The 18,630-nt window shown below is 63.7% G+C and carries 14 protein-coding genes; 9 read left to right on the plus strand and 5 right to left on the minus strand.

Annotated features, from left to right (window positions below):
* Positions 1–5: 5 nt before the first annotated feature.
* The 9 genes from murD to lpxC all read left to right on the plus strand — a co-directional run bounded on the left by murD (position 6) and on the right by lpxC (position 10,473).
* Complete coding sequence (murD, locus tag HX881_RS09900; protein WP_017123607.1) at positions 6–1,352, plus strand: UDP-N-acetylmuramoyl-L-alanine--D-glutamate ligase; 1,347 nt, start codon at positions 6–8, stop codon at positions 1,350–1,352.
* Complete coding sequence (gene ftsW / locus HX881_RS09905) at positions 1,349–2,563, plus strand: putative lipid II flippase FtsW (protein ID WP_017123608.1); 1,215 nt, start codon at positions 1,349–1,351, stop codon at positions 2,561–2,563. Before murD ends, ftsW begins: the two co-directional genes overlap by 4 nt.
* Entirely contained in the window at positions 2,553–3,623 is a 1,071-nt protein-coding gene (gene murG, locus HX881_RS09910; RefSeq protein ID WP_177084151.1) for an undecaprenyldiphospho-muramoylpentapeptide beta-N-acetylglucosaminyltransferase, read from the plus strand. The genes ftsW and murG overlap by 11 nt, the downstream gene beginning before the upstream one ends.
* Positions 3,616–5,076 (plus strand): UDP-N-acetylmuramate--L-alanine ligase, encoded by a 1,461-nt coding sequence (murC, locus tag HX881_RS09915; protein ID WP_017123609.1) that lies wholly within the window; start codon positions 3,616–3,618, stop codon positions 5,074–5,076. Before murG ends, murC begins: the two co-directional genes overlap by 8 nt.
* Positions 5,073–6,053, plus strand: coding sequence for a D-alanine--D-alanine ligase (locus tag HX881_RS09920; protein ID WP_017123610.1), 981 nt, complete (start codon positions 5,073–5,075; stop codon positions 6,051–6,053). Before murC ends, HX881_RS09920 begins: the two co-directional genes overlap by 4 nt.
* 3 nt (positions 6,054–6,056) lie before the next feature.
* Positions 6,057–6,926 (plus strand): cell division protein FtsQ/DivIB, encoded by an 870-nt coding sequence (locus HX881_RS09925; RefSeq protein ID WP_042934305.1) that lies wholly within the window; start codon positions 6,057–6,059, stop codon positions 6,924–6,926.
* Positions 6,927–6,940: 14 nt separating this feature from the next.
* Entirely contained in the window at positions 6,941–8,206 is a 1,266-nt protein-coding gene (gene ftsA, locus HX881_RS09930) for a cell division protein FtsA (protein WP_017123612.1), read from the plus strand.
* A gap of 55 nt (positions 8,207–8,261) precedes the next feature.
* Entirely contained in the window at positions 8,262–9,449 is a 1,188-nt protein-coding gene (gene ftsZ / locus HX881_RS09935; protein ID WP_017123613.1) for a cell division protein FtsZ, read from the plus strand.
* A gap of 112 nt (positions 9,450–9,561) precedes the next feature.
* The gene (gene lpxC, locus HX881_RS09940) at positions 9,562–10,473 is read left to right on the plus strand and encodes a UDP-3-O-acyl-N-acetylglucosamine deacetylase (RefSeq protein WP_007939852.1); all 912 of its coding nucleotides are present in this window, start codon (positions 9,562–9,564) and stop codon (positions 10,471–10,473) included.
* A gap of 50 nt (positions 10,474–10,523) precedes the next feature.
* On the opposite strand, the gene HX881_RS09945 is transcribed toward lpxC, so the two are convergent.
* The 5 genes from HX881_RS09945 to HX881_RS09965 form a co-directional block, all read right to left on the minus strand.
* Positions 10,524–11,975 carry a diguanylate cyclase gene (locus HX881_RS09945; protein WP_177084156.1) on the minus strand — a complete coding sequence of 484 codons (1,452 nt, stop codon included), beginning with the start codon at positions 11,973–11,975 and terminating at the stop codon, positions 10,524–10,526.
* Between the two features lie 147 nt (positions 11,976–12,122).
* Positions 12,123–13,487 (minus strand): heavy metal sensor histidine kinase, encoded by a 1,365-nt coding sequence (locus tag HX881_RS09950; RefSeq protein ID WP_177084157.1) that lies wholly within the window; start codon positions 13,485–13,487, stop codon positions 12,123–12,125.
* Positions 13,477–14,157, minus strand: coding sequence for a heavy metal response regulator transcription factor (locus tag HX881_RS09955; RefSeq protein WP_017123616.1), 681 nt, complete (start codon positions 14,155–14,157; stop codon positions 13,477–13,479). Before HX881_RS09955 ends, HX881_RS09950 begins: the two co-directional genes overlap by 11 nt.
* A 9-nt stretch (positions 14,158–14,166) precedes the next feature.
* Complete coding sequence (locus tag HX881_RS09960; protein ID WP_017123617.1) at positions 14,167–17,262, minus strand: multidrug efflux RND transporter permease subunit; 3,096 nt, start codon at positions 17,260–17,262, stop codon at positions 14,167–14,169.
* Positions 17,259–18,422 (minus strand): efflux RND transporter periplasmic adaptor subunit, encoded by a 1,164-nt coding sequence (locus HX881_RS09965; protein WP_177084158.1) that lies wholly within the window; start codon positions 18,420–18,422, stop codon positions 17,259–17,261. Before HX881_RS09965 ends, HX881_RS09960 begins: the two co-directional genes overlap by 4 nt.
* Positions 18,423–18,630 lie beyond the last annotated feature (208 nt).

Below are 18,630 nucleotides of genomic sequence, written 5' to 3' on the forward strand. Positions count from 1 at the left end.
AACACGTGTCGCTGATCGCTTCTGACCACTTCCGCATCATTGTCGGCCTCGGCAAGAGCGGCATGTCCCTGGTTCGCTTCCTGGCGAACCGGGGCGTTGCCTTTGCGGTGGCCGACACGCGGGACAATCCACCGGAACTGGCCACGCTGCGTCGTGACTATCCGCAGGTGGAAGTGCGTTGTGGCGAGCTGGACGTGGAATTCCTCTGCCGCGCCGACGAGCTCTACGTGAGCCCCGGCCTGGCCCTGGCGACCCCGGCCCTGCAGGCGGCCGCGGCCCGTGGCGTGAAGCTGTCCGGCGATATCGAGCTGTTCGCGCGTAACGCGAAGGCGCCGATCGTCGCCATCAGCGGTTCCAACGCCAAGAGCACCGTGACCACCCTGGTCGGCGAAATGGCCGCGGCGGCCGGCAAGCGCGTGGCGGTCGGCGGCAATCTCGGGACCCCGGCGCTGGACCTGCTCAGCGACGATGTCGAGCTGTACGTGCTGGAACTGTCGAGCTTCCAGCTGGAAACCACCGATCAGTTGGGCGCCGAAGTGGCGACCGTGCTCAATGTCAGCGAAGACCACATGGACCGCTACAGCGGCCTGCCGGCTTATCACCTGGCCAAGCACCGGATTTTCCGAGGGGCGAAACAGGTGGTGGTCAACCGCCAGGATGCGCTGTCCCGTCCGTTGATGAGCGAAGGCCTGCCGTGCTGGACCTTCGGCCTCGGCAAGCCGGACTTCAAGGCCTTCGGCCTGCGTGAAGAAAATGGCGAGAAATACCTGGCCTTCGAATTCCAGAACCTGATGCCGGTGAGCGAACTGAAGATCCGTGGTGCCCACAACCAGTCCAATGCCCTCGCGGCGCTGGCACTCGGGCATGCCGTGGGATTGCCGTTCGACGCCATGCTGTCGAGCCTGCGGACATTCGCCGGTCTTGAGCACCGCTGCCAATGGGTGCGCGAACTGAAGGGCGTGAATTACTACAACGACTCCAAGGCCACCAACGTCGGTGCGGCCCTGGCCGCTATCGAAGGCCTGGGCGGCGACATCGCCGGCAAGCTGGTACTGATCGCCGGTGGCGATGGCAAGGGCGCCGATTTCAGCGGTCTGCGCGGCCCGGTCGCGGCCAACTGCCGGGCGGTGGTCCTGCTTGGCCGGGATAGCGAGCTGCTGGCCAAGGCCCTTGGCGATGACGTGCCGCTGGTCCGTGTGCAGAGCCTGGACGATGCCGTGCAACGCTGTGCCGAACTGGCCGAGCCGGGTGACGCGGTATTGCTGTCGCCGGCCTGCGCGAGCTTCGACATGTTCAAGAACTATGAAGAACGCGGACGCCTGTTCGCCCAGGCCGTGGAGGGGTTGGTATGAACTTCAATATCATCAAGCCTTATCCATCGCCGATCATTACCGGGCGTGGCGTCGACGTCGATTTCCCGATGCTCGCCGGTTGCCTGGCGTTGCTCGGCCTCGGGCTGGTGATGATCACCTCGGCCTCGTCCGAAGTGGCTGCCGTGCAGTCGGGCAACGCGCTGTATCACATGATTCGCCACCTCATCTACCTGGTCATCGGCCTGGGCGCCTGTATCGCCACGATGATGGTGCCGATCGCCACCTGGCAGCGCATGGGCTTCATGATGCTGGTGGGCGCCTTCGGCCTGTTGGTGATGGTGCTGCTGCCGGGCATCGGTCGTGAGGTGAACGGCTCGATGCGCTGGATCGGCTTCAGTTTCTTCAACGTGCAGCCTTCGGAAATCGCCAAGGTCTTCGTGGTGATCTACCTCGCCGGCTACCTGGTACGCCGGCAGAAGGAAGTACGGGAAAGCTGGATGGGCTTCTTCAAGCCGTTCATCGTGCTGCTGCCGATGGCCGGCCTGTTGCTGATGGAGCCGGACTTCGGCGCCACCGTGGTCATGATGGGCGCGGCGGCGGCGATGCTGTTCCTCGGCGGCGTCGGCTTGTTGCGCTTTGGCCTGATGGTCCTGCTGGCGGTGGTCGCGGTGGTGGTGCTGATCAAGGCGCAACCCTACCGGATGGCGCGCCTGACCACCTTTACCGATCCCTGGGCCGACCAGTTCGGTTCCGGCTATCAGTTGACCCAGGCGCTGATCGCCTTCGGTCGCGGCGAGTGGCTGGGGGTCGGCCTGGGCAACAGCGTGCAGAAGCAGTTCTACCTGCCGGAAGCCCACACCGACTTCGTGTTCTCCGTGCTGGCGGAAGAGCTGGGTGCCGTCGGCTCCCTGTGCACCGTCGCGCTGTTCGTGTTCGTCAGCGTGCGGGCGATGTACATCGGTCTGTGGGCCGAGAAGGCCAAGCAGTTCTTCGCCGCCTATATGGCCTACGGCCTGGCGTTTCTGTGGATTGGTCAGTTCCTGATCAATATCGGCGTGAACGTCGGTCTACTGCCGACCAAGGGCCTGACCTTGCCGTTCCTCAGTTATGGCGGCAGCTCGCTGGTAATCTGCTGTGCCTGTCTCGGCCTGTTGCTGCGTATCGAGTGGGAAAGTCGAACCCACCTGGGCAGCGAAGAGATGGAATTCGATGAAAGCGACTTTGCGGAGGACACTCCCCATGGGCGCTAACGTATTGATCATGGCCGGCGGTACCGGTGGCCACGTGTTCCCGGCGCTGGCCTGTGCCCGCGAATTCCAGGCGCGGGGCTACACCGTGCATTGGCTGGGCACGCCACGGGGCATCGAAAACGAGTTGGTACCGGCTGCCGGATTGCCGCTGCACCTGATCAACGTCACGGGGCTGCGGGGCAAAGGCAAGCTGTCGCTGCTCAAGGCGCCGTTCGTCCTGCTCAAAGCCGTCTGGCAGGCGCGCAAGGTGATCCGCCAGTTGCAGCCGGTCTGCGTGCTGGGCTTCGGTGGTTATGTCACCGGCCCGGGTGGAGTTGCCGCGCGCATGGCCGGCGTACCGGTGATCGTGCATGAGCAGAATGCCGTGGCGGGTACCGCCAATCGGCTGCTGGTGCCCTTGGCGTCCCGGGTCTGCGAAGCTTTCCCGAACACCTTCGGCGCCTCTGGAAAACGTCGGACCACCGGTAATCCGGTGCGCACCGAACTGTTCCTGGAAACCCCGCGCCAGACCCTCGCCGGTCGTCGCGCGCGCCTGCTGATCCTCGGCGGCAGCCTCGGTGCCGAGCCGTTGAACAAGTTGCTGCCGGAGGCCCTGGCCCAGGTGCCGGCCGAATACCGCCCGGAAGTTTTCCACCAGGCCGGCCGCAATCATGACGAAGTCACCGCCGAACGCTACAAGGCGGTCGGCGTCGAGGCGCAGGTGGCGCCGTTTATCAAAGACATGGCCCAAGCCTATGGCTGGGCCGACCTGGTGGTCTGTCGCGCAGGCGCCTTGACCGTCAGTGAACTGGCTGCGGCCGGTCTGCCCTCGTTGCTGGTGCCCTTGCCCCATGCGATCGACGACCACCAGACCCGCAATGCCGAATATTTGGCCGGGGAGGGCGCTGCCTTCCTGCTGCCGCAAAGAACGACTGGCGCCGCCGACCTGGCGGCACGCCTGACAGAGGTTTTGATGCAACCGGAACGACTGAACACCATGGCGAGCACCGCACGCCGCCTGGCCAAGCCCGATGCTACCCGCACCGTCGTCGAGATCTGCCTGGAGGTGGCCCATGGTTGAGAATCAGAAAGCCATGCCGCAACCGGAAATGCGCCGTATCCGCCGTATCCACTTCGTCGGTATCGGCGGCGTGGGCATGTGCGGGATCGCCGAAGTGCTGTTGAACCTGGGCTATGAAGTCTCCGGTTCCGACCTGAAAACCTCGCCGGTCACTGACCGGCTAGAGTCGTTCGGCGCGCAGATCTTTATCGGTCACCGTTCCGAGAACGCCGCCAGCGCCGATGTGCTGGTGGTTTCCAGTGCCGTGAACAAATCCAATCCGGAAGTCGCGACCGCCCTGGAGCGGCGTATCCCGGTGGTGCCACGGGCCGAGATGCTCGCCGAACTGATGCGCTATCGCCACGGGATTGCCGTGGCCGGTACCCACGGCAAGACCACCACCACCAGTCTGATCGCCTCGGTGTTCGCCGCCGGCGGCCTGGACCCGACCTTCGTCATCGGTGGCCGCCTGAATGCCGCGGGCACCAATGCCCAGCTCGGCACCAGCCGCTACCTGATCGCCGAAGCCGATGAGAGCGATGCCAGCTTCCTGCACCTGCAGCCGCTGGTCGCGGTGGTCACCAACATCGACGCCGACCACATGGACACCTACGAAGGTGACTTCAACAAACTGAAGAAGACCTTCGTCGAGTTCCTCCACAACCTGCCGTTCTACGGTCTGGCCGTGGTCTGCCTGGACGATCCGGTGGTGCGCGAGATTCTGCCGCAGATCGCCCGTCCGACCGTGACCTACGGGGTTCACGAAGACGCCGACGTGCGCGCGATCAATATCCGCCAGGCCGGCATGCAGACTCACTTCACCGTGCTGCGTCGTGACCGCGAACCGCTGAACGTCTCGGTGAACATGCCGGGCAACCACAACGTCCTGAACTCCCTGGCGACCATCGCCATCGCCACCGACGAGGGCATCAGCGACGAGGCCATCGTCCAGGGCCTGTCGGGCTTCCAGGGCGTGGGTCGGCGCTTCCAGGTCTACGGCGAATTGCCGGTGGACGGCGGCAGCGTGATGCTGGTCGACGACTACGGCCACCACCCGACCGAAGTCGCGGCGGTGATCAAGGCTGTACGCGGTGGCTGGCCGGAACGCCGTCTGGTGATGGTCTACCAGCCACACCGCTATACCCGTACCCGCGACCTGTACGACGATTTCGTCCAGGTGCTGGCCGACGCCAATGTGCTGTTGCTGATGGAAGTCTACCCGGCCGGTGAAGAGCCGATCCCGGGGGCGGACAGCCGCCAGCTGTGCCGCAGCATCCGTCAGCGCGGCCAGCTCGACCCGATCTATATCGAGCGTGGCGTGGAGCTGGCTCCGCTGGTCAAGCCGTTGCTGCTGCCGGGCGACATCCTGCTGTGCCAGGGCGCCGGTGATATCGGCGGCCTCGCCCCGCAGTTGCTCAAGAGTTCGTTGTTCGCCGGCGCCGTTGCCGCAGTCAGCCCGGGGAAATCGAAATGACCGCTGCCTACGCCAACCTGTTCTCGACCCTCGAGCCGAAGGCCTTCGGCCGTGTCGCCGTGCTGTTCGGTGGCAAGAGCGCCGAGCGCGAAGTCTCGCTGAAGTCCGGCAATGCGGTGCTCGAGGCCCTGCAGAGCGCCGGTGTCGATGCGTTCGGCATCGACGTGGGTGACGACTTCCTGCAGCGCCTGCTGCACGAGAAGATCGACCGTGCCTTCATCATTCTTCACGGTCGCGGCGGTGAAGACGGCAGCATGCAGGGGTTGCTGGAGTGCCTGGGCATTCCCTACACCGGCAGTGGCATTCTCGCTTCGGCCCTGGCCATGGACAAATTGCGTACCAAGCAGGTCTGGCACAGCCTGGGGATTCCGACGCCCCGTCATGCCGTGTTGAGCTCGGAGGTCGACTGTATTCGCGCTGGCGCGGAACTGGGTTTCCCTTTGATCGTCAAACCTGCCCATGAAGGCTCCAGTATTGGGATGGCCAAGGTGACCGGCGTCGATGAGTTGATCGTCGCCTGGAAAGCCGCCGCCGCCTACGATTCGCAAGTGTTGGTCGAACAATGGATCCAGGGTCCGGAGTTCACCATCGCCACCCTGCGTGGGCAGATCCTGCCACCGATCGCCCTCGGCACCCCGCATTCGTTCTACGACTACGACGCCAAGTACCTGGCTTCCGATACCCAGTACCGGATCCCGTGCGGCCTCGACAGTCACAAGGAAAAAGAACTGATGGACCTCACGGCGAAAGCCTGTGAGGCGCTCGGTATCGCCGGTTGGGCGCGTGCCGATGTGATGCAGGACGCCGACGGGCAGTTCTGGTTCCTGGAAGTCAACACCGCCCCGGGCATGACTGACCACAGTCTGGTGCCGATGGCGGCACGGGCGGCCGGTCTGGATTTCCAGCAACTGGTGCTGGCGATCCTGGCCGAGAGCGTTGCCGCTCATGCCGCCAGCCAATCAGAGCCGCGAGGTTAAACCATGCACGGCGCGCAGATTCGTCATCAGCCACCCGCTTCCGGCCGTAACAAGCCGGTGCCGCGGGGTGCCAGCCGAATGGTGGCTAAAGAGCCGATGTCAGTGCGCCTGCCAAAAGCCAATTTCGGCTTCCTGAAGCGCCTGATGTGGCCGGTGTTGCTGGTGGCCCTGGGCTTCGGCACCTATGAGGGCGCCCAGCGCCTGTTGCCCTATGCGGATCGACCGATCAGCAAGATCAACGTCCAGGGCGACCTCAGCTACATCAGCCAGCAGGCGGTGCAGCAGCGGATCGCGCCGTACGTCGCGGCAAGCTTCTTCACCATCGACCTGGCGAGCATGCGCGCCGAGCTGGAAACCATGCCGTGGATCGCCCACGCCGAGGTCCGGCGTGTGTGGCCGGACCAGGTGGTGATCCGCCTGGAAGAGCAGTTGCCGGTGGCCCGCTGGGGCGACGAGGCGTTGTTGAACAACCAGGGCCAGGCGTTCGCGCCACGGGAACTGGCGAACTACGAACATCTGCCGCAGCTGTTCGGCCCGCAGCGGGCTCAGCAGCAGGTGATGCAGCAGTACCAGGTCCTGAGTCAGATGTTGCGCCCGCTGGGCTTCTCCATCGCCCGGCTGGAACTGCGTGAGCGGGGCAGTTGGTTCCTGACCACCGGCGCAGGAAGCGCCGGGCCGGGTATCCAGTTGTTGTTGGGCCGCGACCATCTGGTCGAGAAGATGCGCCGTTTCATTGCCATTTATGAAAAAACGTTGAAAGAACAGATTACGAACATTGCCAGCATCGATCTGCGTTACTCCAACGGCCTGGCCGTCGGATGGCGGGAACCTGTGGCGCCCGTGACGGCCAAACCCGCCGTTGCGAAGAATTAAGAAGAGGCAGGACCATGGCAAACGTGCAAAGCGGCAAAATGATCGTCGGACTGGATATCGGCACCTCCAAGGTGGTGGCGCTGGTGGGCGAGGTCGCGGCCGATGGCACGCTGGAAATCGTCGGTATCGGTACTCATCCTTCGCGTGGCCTGAAGAAGGGCGTGGTGGTGAATATCGAGTCCACCGTGCAGTCGATCCAGCGCGCGGTAGAAGAAGCGCAACTGATGGCCGGTTGCCGGATCCACTCGGCATTCGTCGGCGTGGCGGGTAATCACATCCGCAGCCTGAATTCCCACGGCATCGTCGCGATCCGCGATCGCGAAGTCAGTTCGGCGGATCTCGAGCGCGTCCTCGACGCGGCCCAGGCCGTGGCGATCCCGGCTGACCAGCGGGTCCTGCACACCCTGCCGCAGGACTACGTGATCGACAACCAGGAAGGCGTGCGCGAGCCCCTGGGCATGTCCGGCGTGCGCCTCGAAGCCAAGGTCCACGTGGTCACCTGCGCGGTGAACGCGGCCCAGAACATCGAGAAGTGCGTGCGCCGCTGCGGCCTCGAAATCGACGACATCATCCTCGAGCAACTGGCCTCCGCCTACTCGGTGCTGACCGACGACGAGAAAGAGCTGGGCGTCTGCCTGGTGGACATCGGCGGCGGTACCACCGACATCGCGATCTTCACCGAAGGCGCGATCCGCCACACCGCGGTGATCCCGATTGCCGGCGACCAGGTGACCAACGACATCGCCATGGCGCTGCGTACCCCGACCCAGTACGCCGAAGAGATCAAGATCCGCTACGCCTGCGCCCTGGCCAAGCTGGCCGGTGCCGGTGAAACCATCAAGGTCCCGAGCGTCGGCGATCGTCCACCGCGCGAGCTGTCCCGCCAGGCCTTGGCCGAGGTGGTCGAGCCGCGCTACGACGAACTGTTCACGCTGATCCAGGCCGAGCTGCGCCGCAGCGGCTACGAAGACCTGATCCCGGCCGGCATCGTGCTGACCGGTGGCACCTCGAAGATGGAAGGCGCGGTCGAGCTGGCCGAGGAAATCTTCCACATGCCGGTACGCCTGGGCGTGCCGCACACGGTCAAGGGGCTGTCGGACGTGGTCCGCAACCCGATCTATTCAACTGGGGTGGGGCTGTTGCTGTACGGGCTGCAAAAGCAGTCGGACGGCATTTCCCTGTCCGGCTACAACGGCGGCAACAGAAACGACTATCGCGATGAAGAACAGAAAGCACCTGTGCTGGAGCGTTTGAAGCGCTGGGTCCAGGGCAACTTTTAAAGTTTCAAAGCAGTAGAAGTAGGCGAAAAAACTAGAGAATGAAAGGAGAGGGAACATGTTCGAACTCGTAGACAACGTCCCACAAAGTCCGGTAATCAAGGTTATCGGCGTCGGCGGTGGCGGCGGCAACGCTGTCAACCATATGGTCAAGAGCAACATTGAAGGCGTCGAGTTCATCTGCGCCAACACTGATGCCCAGGCGCTGAAGAACATCGGCGCGCGGACCATCCTGCAACTGGGCACCGGCGTGACCAAGGGCCTTGGCGCTGGCGCCAACCCGGAAGTCGGTCGTCAGGCCGCCCTGGAAGACCGCGAGCGTATCGCTGAAGTGCTGCAAGGCACCAACATGGTCTTCATCACCACCGGCATGGGTGGCGGTACCGGTACCGGTGCAGCCCCGATCATCGCCGAAGTGGCCAAGGAAATGGGCATCCTCACCGTTGCGGTGGTGACCCGTCCGTTCCCGTTCGAAGGCCGCAAGCGCATGCAGATCGCCGATGAAGGCATCCGCGCGCTGAGTGAAAGCGTCGACTCGTTGATCACCATTCCCAACGAGAAGCTGCTGACCATCCTGGGCAAGGACGCAAGCCTGCTGTCGGCATTCGCCAAGGCCGACGATGTACTGGCTGGTGCCGTTCGCGGTATCTCCGACATCATCAAGCGTCCGGGCATGATCAACGTCGACTTCGCCGACGTCCGTACCGTGATGAGCGAAATGGGCATGGCGATGATGGGCACCGGCTGCGCCAGCGGTCCGAACCGTGCTCGCGAAGCCACCGAGGCGGCGATCCGCAACCCGTTGCTCGAAGACGTGAACCTGCAAGGCGCACGCGGCATCCTGGTGAATATCACCGCCGGTCCTGACCTGTCCCTGGGTGAGTACTCCGACGTGGGTAGCATCATCGAAGCCTTCGCTTCCGAGCACGCGATGGTCAAGGTCGGTACCGTTATCGATCCGGACATGCGCGACGAGCTGCACGTGACCGTGGTCGCCACCGGCCTGGGCGCGAAAATCGAGAAGCCGGTCAAGGTGATCGACAATACCCTGCAGACCACCCAGTCCGCCGCCGCACCAGCACCTGCCCGTCAGGAACTGCCGTCGGTGAACTACCGTGACCTGGACCGTCCGACCGTCATGCGCAACCAGGCCCAGGCCGGTGCTGCGACTGCCGCGAAGATGAACCCGCAAGATGACCTGGACTATCTGGATATCCCGGCTTTCCTGCGTCGCCAGGCCGATTGATGGAATGTATCAGGAGTATTAGGGTGATTGGTGTTCAGCAAAGGCCTGGTCTGCTATCATCGCCAGCCTTTGTTGATACCTGTTCGCAATTTGCGCTGAAGCGGCCCATGCCATGATTAAACAACGCACCCTGAAAAATATTATCCGTGCTACAGGTGTCGGCCTGCACTCCGGCGAGAAGGTCTACCTGACCCTCAAGCCAGCGCCTGTGGACACCGGCATCGTGTTTTGCCGCGCCGACCTCGACCCTGTGGTACAGATTCCTGCGCGCGCGGAAAACGTTGGCGAAACCACCATGTCGACCACGTTGGTCAATGGTGACGTCAAGGTGGACACGGTGGAGCACCTGCTCTCGGCCATGGCCGGCCTGGGCATCGATAACGCCTACGTCGAGCTCTCCGCGTCCGAAGTCCCGATCATGGATGGTAGCGCCGGACCCTTCGTATTCCTGATTCAATCTGCCGGCCTGGAAGAACAGGACGCAGCCAAGAAGTTCATCCGCATCCTGCGTGAAGTCACAGTGGAAGACGGCGACAAGCGCGCCACTTTCGTGCCTTTCGAAGGTTTCAAGGTGAGCTTCGAGATCGATTTCGATCACCCGGTGTTCCGTGACCGCACCCAGAGTGCCAGCGTGGATTTTTCCAGCACTTCGTTCGTAAAAGAAGTCAGCCGCGCCCGGACCTTTGGTTTCATGAGTGATATCGAGTACCTGCGCAAGCACAACCTCGCACTCGGCGGTAGCGTGGAAAACGCCATCGTGGTCGATGCAGACGGTGTTCTGAACGAAGACGGCCTTCGTTATGAAGACGAATTCGTGAAGCACAAGATCCTGGACGCCATTGGTGACCTCTACCTGCTGGGCAATAGCCTGATTGGTGAGTTCAAGGGCTTCAAGTCGGGCCATGCACTGAACAACCAGCTCCTGCGCAAGTTGATTGAGCAGACCGATGCCTGGGAAGTCGTGACCTTCGAAGACGCCAGCACCGCGCCGATCTCTTACATGCGTCCTGTTGCGGCCGTGTAACGACTCTCTCCTTTTGTTGTTTTTAAAAGCCGCCTTCGGGCGGTTTTTTTTTAGCCGCCGACAGGGATATGCAACGCCCGGTCGCGTCCATCGTGCTTGGCCTGGTACAACGCCCGGTCGGCTGTGTGCAGCAGCTGTTCCACGCTGCCTTCGCAAAGCTGGGAAGTGGTGCTGACGCCGATGCTGACGGTGATTGTCTGGCTGTCGTCCCCGAAGGGGGGGAGCGCGGCCATGGCTGTCCTGATCTTTTGCGCCTGGCTCAAGGCACCTTGCGCGTCGGTTTCAGGCAGGATCACGGAAAACTCTTCGCCGCCATAACGCGCCGCGATGTCGCCAGGACGGCGAATGCTGTCGCTGATCACCCTCGCCAGGCGCTTCAGCGCTTCATCACCGACCGGGTGACCATGGCGATCGTTGAAGGCCTTGAAATGGTCGGCATCGATCATCAGCAGCGACAACGGTTTACCCGAGCGTCGCGCCCTGGCCCATTCACGTAGCAGCGCATCATCCAGCGCCCGACGATTGGCCAGGCCGGTCAAAGGGTCGGTCGTCGCCAGTTTGGCGAGTGCCTTTTCGGCGCGCCGGCGCAGGCGCAACTCCCGTGACAGCAGCCATGTCAGCCAGAGCAGGATGAAACAGAGAATGCCTGTGGCGAGGCCGGTCAGGGAGGCGGTGTGTCTCCAGGCAGCGTAGACACCATCCGTGGAAAGCGCGACGACCACGATCAGCGGCAACTTGCCCACTTTGGCGAAGGTATAGAGCCGCTCGGTACCATCAAGGCTGGATATGCCGGTAAAACTGCCTTCGCCCTCTTTCATGATACGGAGAAAGTTGGGGCGTTTGCTGAAGTCCTTGCCGATCAGATCTTCGCCCATGTGTGGCTGCTGGGCGAGGAGAATACCTTGCGCGCTGATCAGGTTGACTGAACTACCCTTGCCGATGTCCAGCGACTTGAACAACTCGTCGAAATAACTGAGGCGCAACGCGGCAGTGGCAACGCCGAGAAATTCCCCGTCTGGCGTGGAGAGCCGGCGGCTGAAACCCAGGAGCCAGAAATGCGGTGCTCGACGGGCCTTGAAGGGGCCGGTGATCGTCAGTTTCGGGTCCGGATTGTCCTTGTGAATCTGGAAGTACTCACGGTCGGAGAAATTGGCGACCCTCGGCGTGACCGATAGCGAGTCGGCAATGACATCACCCTGGCGATCAAGCAGCAGGACATCTCCTCTGTGGGAGGCGCTCGAGGCCCGGTCGAAAAGCGCGAGATGGCGGACCTCGGGGGGGATCCCCACCAGGTCCGGGCGTTGCGAAGCCGCGATCAGGCCCTGGACCGCCTGGTCGTAGAGTTCCACGTTGCGCAGCACATCGGCATCGATCAGTTGCACGATATTGCTCGCCGCCCGGGCAGCGGCCTGAGCGGCATCGGCGCGTTCCCGTACCAGCAGGTAGGTGACGATAGCCGTCATGGCAATGACCGTCAGCGTGCTACCCAGTATCAGCAACATCTGCGGGTTGGAGGGTTTTGCCGGGCGGTGATTGATGGTGGCGTTCTCGATTGCGAGGTTTATTGACGCATATACAGATCCCAGGCAAGAAAAAGGCCAGTTTCAGGGGGCTGGGGGCCGGCCCTCGGAATTTTCGGGGAGCATCGCTCAGGCCGGCAGGTAGATACCGAAGGTATTGCTGCCGTTGCCGCTGCGCACGAACACGTCGCCGCCATGCATCAGTGCGATTGCCTTGACGATGGCCAGGCCCAGGCCGTGGTTGGCGCCGCTGTTGCTGCGCGAGGCGTCGACGCGATAGAAGCGTTCGAACAGGCGCGAGAGGTGTTCGCTGGCGATGGTTTCCCCGGGGTTGGATACGGCGATCGCCACCCGTTCGCCCTCCTGCTCGATGCGCACGGTGATCGCCTGGCCGGGTGCGGTGTGTTGCACCGCGTTGCTCAGCAGGTTGATCAGGGCCCGGCGCAGGTGGGCGATCTCGATCCGCACCTGGGCATCGCCGCTGACTTCGACCCGTACCTGAGCGTCCTCGAGAATGAAATCCAGGTAGTCCAGGGTCGTTGCGACCTCCGCCGCCAGCGAGGTGCTGATCAGCTTGGTGGCCTTGCTGCCCTGGTCGGCGCTGGCGAGGAAGAGCATGTCGTTGATGATCGAACGCAGGCGCTCCAGCTCTTCGAGGTTCGATTGCAGCACCTCGAAATAATGCTCGGCGGAACGCCCGCGGGTCAGGGCCACCTGGGTCTGGCCGATCAGGTTGGTCAGTGGCGAGCGCAGTTCGTGGGCCACATCGGCATTGAACGACTCCAGCCGCGAATAGGCCTGCTCCACCCGTTCCAGGGTCGAGTTGAAGGAGTTGACGAACTGGCTCAGTTCCGGCGGCAGCGGCGACAGTTGCAGGCGTCCGGTCAGCCGCGGCGGCGCCAGTTTGCGGGCTTCCTGGGACAGCTTGATCAGCGGCTTGAGGCCGATTCGCGCCACCCAGTAGCCCAGGGCCGAAGCCAGCAGCACGCCGACGATGGCCAGGCTGATCAGGGCGATCAGCAACTGATGCTGGGTCTGCCAGAACGTCTCGGTATCGATGGCGATCAGGAACTGCAGCGGCGGCCGCTGGTCCTTGGCCGGCATGGTGTTGAGCAGGACCTTGAACGGATAGGCGTGTCCCGGCAGGCGCAGGTCGCGCATGCCCTTGGGGCCGGCGGCGAAGGCGCGGATCTGCGCGTCGGGGTTGCCGTACTCATAGTTGGGATCGCTGCTGACCACCCAGAAGCGGATGCGCTTGTCTTCCTCGCCCAGTTGCTTGAGCTTGGCGTTGATCTTCACCCAGTGGTCCGGGGTGCCGAAGCGATTGAGAGAGGACTCGAGCACGCTGTAGCGCGCATCCAGTTCGGCCTCGGGCAGCAGGCCGAGGCCCTTGTCGACCTGCTGGTACAGGGCCCCGCCGATCAGCAGGAACACCAGCATCGCCACCAGGCTGAACATCCCGCTCAGGCGCAGGGCGATGGAGTTACTCGACACCACGGCTCTCCAGCACATAGCCCATGCCGCGGATGGTGTGCAGCAGTTTCTGTTCGAACGGCCCATCGAGCTTGGCGCGCAGGCGCTTGATCGCCACCTCGACGACATTCGCGTCGCTGTCGAAGTTGATGTCCCAGACCATCTCGGCAATCGCCGTCTTCGACAGGATTTCGCCCTGGCGCCGGGCCAGCACGCTGAGCAGCGAGAACTCCTTGGCGGTCAGGTCCAGGCGGGTGCCGGCACGGCTGGCCTTGCGGCTGATCAGGTCGACCCACAGGTCGGCGACGCTGATCTGTACCGGCTCGTGGCCGCCGCCGCTGCGCCGGGTCAGCGCCTGCAGGCGCGCTACCAGTTCGAGAAAGGAAAAGGGCTTGCCCAGGTAGTCGTCGGCGCCGTCGCGCAGGCCGCGGATGCGATCCTCGACGCGCTCGCGGGCGGTGAGCATGATCACCGGCGTCTGCTTGCGCGCCCGCAGCGCCTTGAGCACACCGAAGCCGTCCAGCTCCGGCAACATCACGTCGAGGATGATCACCGCGTAGTCGCTTTCCAGCGCCAGGTGCAGCCCACCGACACCATCGCGCGCGAGGTCGACGGTGTAACCCTGTTCCGTCAGGCCACGATGCAGGTAGTCGGCGGTCTTCTCTTCATCTTCGATAATCAGGACACGCATGAACCAGCCTCAATGAGTGATCGCCGGCACGCTTGCCGGTTGGGGCCGATGGAATAGCCGCTCGAGCCACAAGTATATGACGGGTGTGGTAAACAGCGTCAGCGCCTGGCTCACCAGCAGGCCGCCGACCACGGCGATACCCAGGGGCTGGCGCAACTCGGCGCCGGTGCCGTGGCCGAGCATCAGCGGCAGGGCGCCGAGCAGGGCGGCCAGGGTGGTCATGATGATCGGGCGGAACCGGGTGATACAGGCCTTGTAGATCGCTTCCTCCGGCGAGAGCCCGCCACGCTGGGCTTCCAGGGCGAAGTCGATCATCAGGATGCCGTTCTTCTTCACGATACCGATCAGCAGCACCAGGCCGATCAGCGCCATGATCGAGAAGTCCTGGCCCAGCAGCCATAGCATGATCAGTGCACCGAGGCCGGCGGACGGCAGGGTGGAGATGATCGTCAGCGGGTGCACGAAGCTCTCGTAGAGCACCCCGAGGATGATGTAGACCGCCACCAGCGCGGCGAGGATCAGCCACGGCTGGCTGGCCAGGGAGCTCTGGAAGGCCTGGGCCGCGCCCTGGAAACTGCCGCTGATGGACGCCGGCATGCCGATTTCGTTCTTCGCCTGGTTGAGCATCAGCACCGCGTCGCCCAGGGCCACGCCAGGTGACAGGTTGAACGACAGGTTGGCGGCCGGGAACATACCGTCATGGGCGATGGACAGCGGGCCGCTGGTGGGGACGTCGAAGCGCGCCAGGGCCGACAGCGGGACCATTTCGCCGGTCAGGGGCGAGCGCAGGTAGAAGTAGTTCAGGCTTTCGGCCTTGCCGCGCTGGGCGGCGTCCAGTTCGAGGATCACGTTGTACTGGTTGGTCTCGGTCTGGTACTCGTTGATCTGGCGCTGGCCGAAGGCGTCGTAGAGGGCTTCGTCGACATCGCTGGCGGTCAGGCCGAAACGCGCGGCGGCGCTGCGGTCGATGTTGATGTGGGTGATGCTGCCGCCCAGCTGCAGGTCGTTGGACAGGTCGCGAAACGCCGGATTGGCCCGCAGCTTCTCGGTCAGGCGCTGGGTCCAGGTGTTGAGCGTGTCACCGTCGTTGCTCTTGAGCACGTACTGGTACTGGGCCCGGCTCGGCCCGGAACTGAGGTTGATGTCCTGGCCCGCCCGCAGGTAGAGGACGATACCGGGGATCTTCATCAGTTGCGGACGGATGCGATCGATAAAGGCACTGGCGGACACGTCCCGCTGGTCCTGTGGCTTGAGGGCGATCCAGAACCGGCCGTTGGCGATGGTCTGGTTGCTGCCCGAGACGCCCACCGAATGGGAGAACGCCTGCACCGCCGGGTCGGCCGCGACGATCTCGGCGAGCGCCTTGTGCTTGGCGACCATATCGGTGAAGGACACATCGGCGGCGGCCTCGGTGGTGCCGAGGACGAAGCCGGTGTCCTGGACCGGGAAGAAGCCCTTGGGAATGAACACATAACCGGCGATGGCCAGGCACAGGGTCACGCAGAACAGCCCGAACATGGTTTTCTGGCGCGCCAGGGCGCGGCGCAGGTTGCGCTCGTAGACGGCCAGCAGGCGTTCGCCGAAGGTCGCTTTCGAATGTTCGTGATGCACCGGGGCACGCATGAACAGCGCGGCGAGGGTGGGTGCCAGGGTCAGCGAAACCACCACCGAAATCAGGATGGTCGAAGTGGCGGTCAGGGCGAATTCCTTGAACAGCCGGCCGACCACGCCGCCCATGAACAGCAGCGGAATGAACGCGGCGATCAGCGAGAAGCTGATGGACACCACGGTAAAGCCGATCTCGCCGGCGCCCTTGATCGCCGCCTCGCGCATACCGTCGCCGGCCTCGAGGTGACGGTGGATGTTTTCCACGACGACGATGGCGTCGTCCACCACGAAGCCCACGGCGATGACGATCGCCACCAGGGTCAGGTTGTTCAGGCTGAAGCCCATCACGTACATCAGGGCGAAGCTGGCCACCAGCGAGACGCCGAGCACGGCGGAGACGATCAGGGTCGCCGACAGCTGGCGCAGGAACAGCGCCATCACCGCCACCACCAGCAGGATGGCGATCAGCAGGGTCATTTCCACTTCATGCAGCGAGGCGCGGATGGTCTGGGTGCGGTCGATCAGCACCTTGACCTGCACCGAGGCCGGGAGCATGGCTTCCAGGCCCGGCAGGGCGGCCTGGATGCGGTCCACGGTCTCGACGATGTTGGCCCCCGGCTGACGGGAAATCACCAGGTTCACGCCCGGCTCGTCGCCGGACCAGGCTTGCACATAGGCGTCCTCGGAACCACGGATCACCCGGGCGACATCCTTGAGCTGGACGGGCGCGCCGTTCTTGTAGGAGACGATCAACTGGCCGTACTCCTCCGGCTGGAACAACTGGTCGTTGGTCGACAGGGTGGAAATGCTCGACTTGCCGTAGAGCGCGCCCTTGGCCAGGTTGAGGCTGGTCTGCTGGATCGCCAGGCGGATGTCCGCCAGAGTCAGGCCGATGGCCGCCAGCTTGTCGGCCGAGGCCTGGACGCGAATCGCCGGGCGCTGCTGGCCGGTGATGTTGATCTGGCCGACGCCGTCGATCTGGCTGAGCTGGCGTGCCAGCAGGGTTTCGGCGTAGTCGCTCAGTTCGGTGCCGGGCATCCGGCTCGAGCTGATGCTGAGGATCAGCACCGGGCTGTCGGCCGGGTTGACCTTGCGCCAGGTCGGCAGGGTCGGCATGTCCTTGGGCAGCTTGCCCGAGGCGGTGTTGATCGCCGCCTGGACTTCCTGGGCGGCGGTATCGATGCTCTTGCTGAGGGTGAACTGCAGCGTCAGCGTGGTCGAGCCGAGGGCGCTGCTGGAGGTCATCTGGGTCATGCCGGGGATGGCACTGAACTGCACTTCCAGCGGTGTCGCCACCGAGGACGCCATGGTTTGCGGGCTGGCACCGGGCAGTTGGGCGGAGACCTGGATGGTCGGGAATTCAGCTTCCGGCAAGGGCGCCAGGGGCAGGCGCGGGAAAGCGATCAACCCGAGCAGGACCAGGGCGAAGGTGAGCAGGATGGTCGCCACCGGGTGATCGATGCACCAGGCGGAGACACCGCGACTTTCCTTGATCATGGCTTGGGCTCCACCGCCACGGCCTGTTCAGCCAGCTTGGGTTCGCCGAGTATTTCGACCTGCGAGCTGGGCTTGAGCCGCGACTGACCATCGCTGACCAATACATCGCCGGCCCGCACGCCCGTGATGATGTTCAGGTCGCTGTCCTGGTAGGGCATTTGCACCGGGACGATTTCCACGCCCTTGTCCTTGATCCGATAGACGAAGTAACCGTCCAGCCCGCGTTGCACCACCGACGGCGGCACGACCAGGGCGTCCTGGTCGAGGGCGGTCTGGATCTTGATATTCACCAGCTGGCCCGGCCAGAGCTTCTGGGTCGGGTTGCTGAATTCGGCCTTGGCCTTGATCGTGCCGGTGGTGGCCGCGACCTGGTTGTCGATCAGCGTCAGGTGGCCGGCGCCGAGCAGGGTGCCGGTATGTCCGTCGTCACCCAGGTAGGCATCCACCGTGGCCGGTTTGGCAGCACCGAGCAGCCCTTGCAGGGTCGGCAGCATCTGCTGGGGGAGGGAGAACTCCACGGCGATCGGGTCGATCTGGGTCACGGAGAACAGGCCCTGGGCATCGCTCATGCGCAGGAAGTTGCCTTCGTCCACGGCGCGGATACCGACCCGGCCGGTGACCGGCGAATGGATCTGGGTGTACGAGAGTTGCACCTGGGCGGCGGCAATCGCCGCCTGGTTGCCCTGGGCGGTGGCCCTGAGCTGATTGACCAGTGCCTGTTGCTGATCGTAGGTCTGTTTTGAAATACCGTTGTCGACGGTCAGCAGCTTGTAGCGCTTGAGGTCGATTTCCGCCACCTGCAACTGCGCCTGGCTCTGTGCCAGTTGGGCCCTGGCCTGGGACAGGCTGGCCTGGATCGAACGATCGTCGAGGGTCGCCAGCAGGTCACCTTCCTTGACCAGTTGGCCTTCCTTGACCAGCAGCCGGGTCAGGATGCCGTCGATCTGTGGCCGGATCACCACGCTGTGCAGCGACAGCACCGTACCGATACCGCTGGCGTAGCGCGGCACATCCCGTTGCGCGACGTTGACCACCTTGACCGGTATCGCCACGTTGCCGGCCTGCTTGGTATGGGCGGGACGGGTCAGCGCCCAGGTCGCCCCGGCGGCCACCACCAGGATCACGACAAGGCCCAACACGGTTTTTTTCTGGATGTGCATGCTGTCAAAACGCCGGGACAAGGAATGGGAAGGTGAATGCTGGCAGAACAGTAGCCTCTTTATAACCCCGCGACCCGGTCAGCACGGTGACAGCTAACTGACAGGGCTGTCAGCCAGGGCCGGGGCGAGGCCAGAAACGAAAGGGCGGGGCGGCCATTAAAGGAACCGCCATAAGGGACGATAACCCGGTAAGTACCACTGTTTGTTC

The organism is Pseudomonas gingeri (assembly GCF_013386115.1).
Classification (GTDB): Bacteria; Pseudomonadota; Gammaproteobacteria; order Pseudomonadales; family Pseudomonadaceae; genus Aquipseudomonas; species Aquipseudomonas gingeri.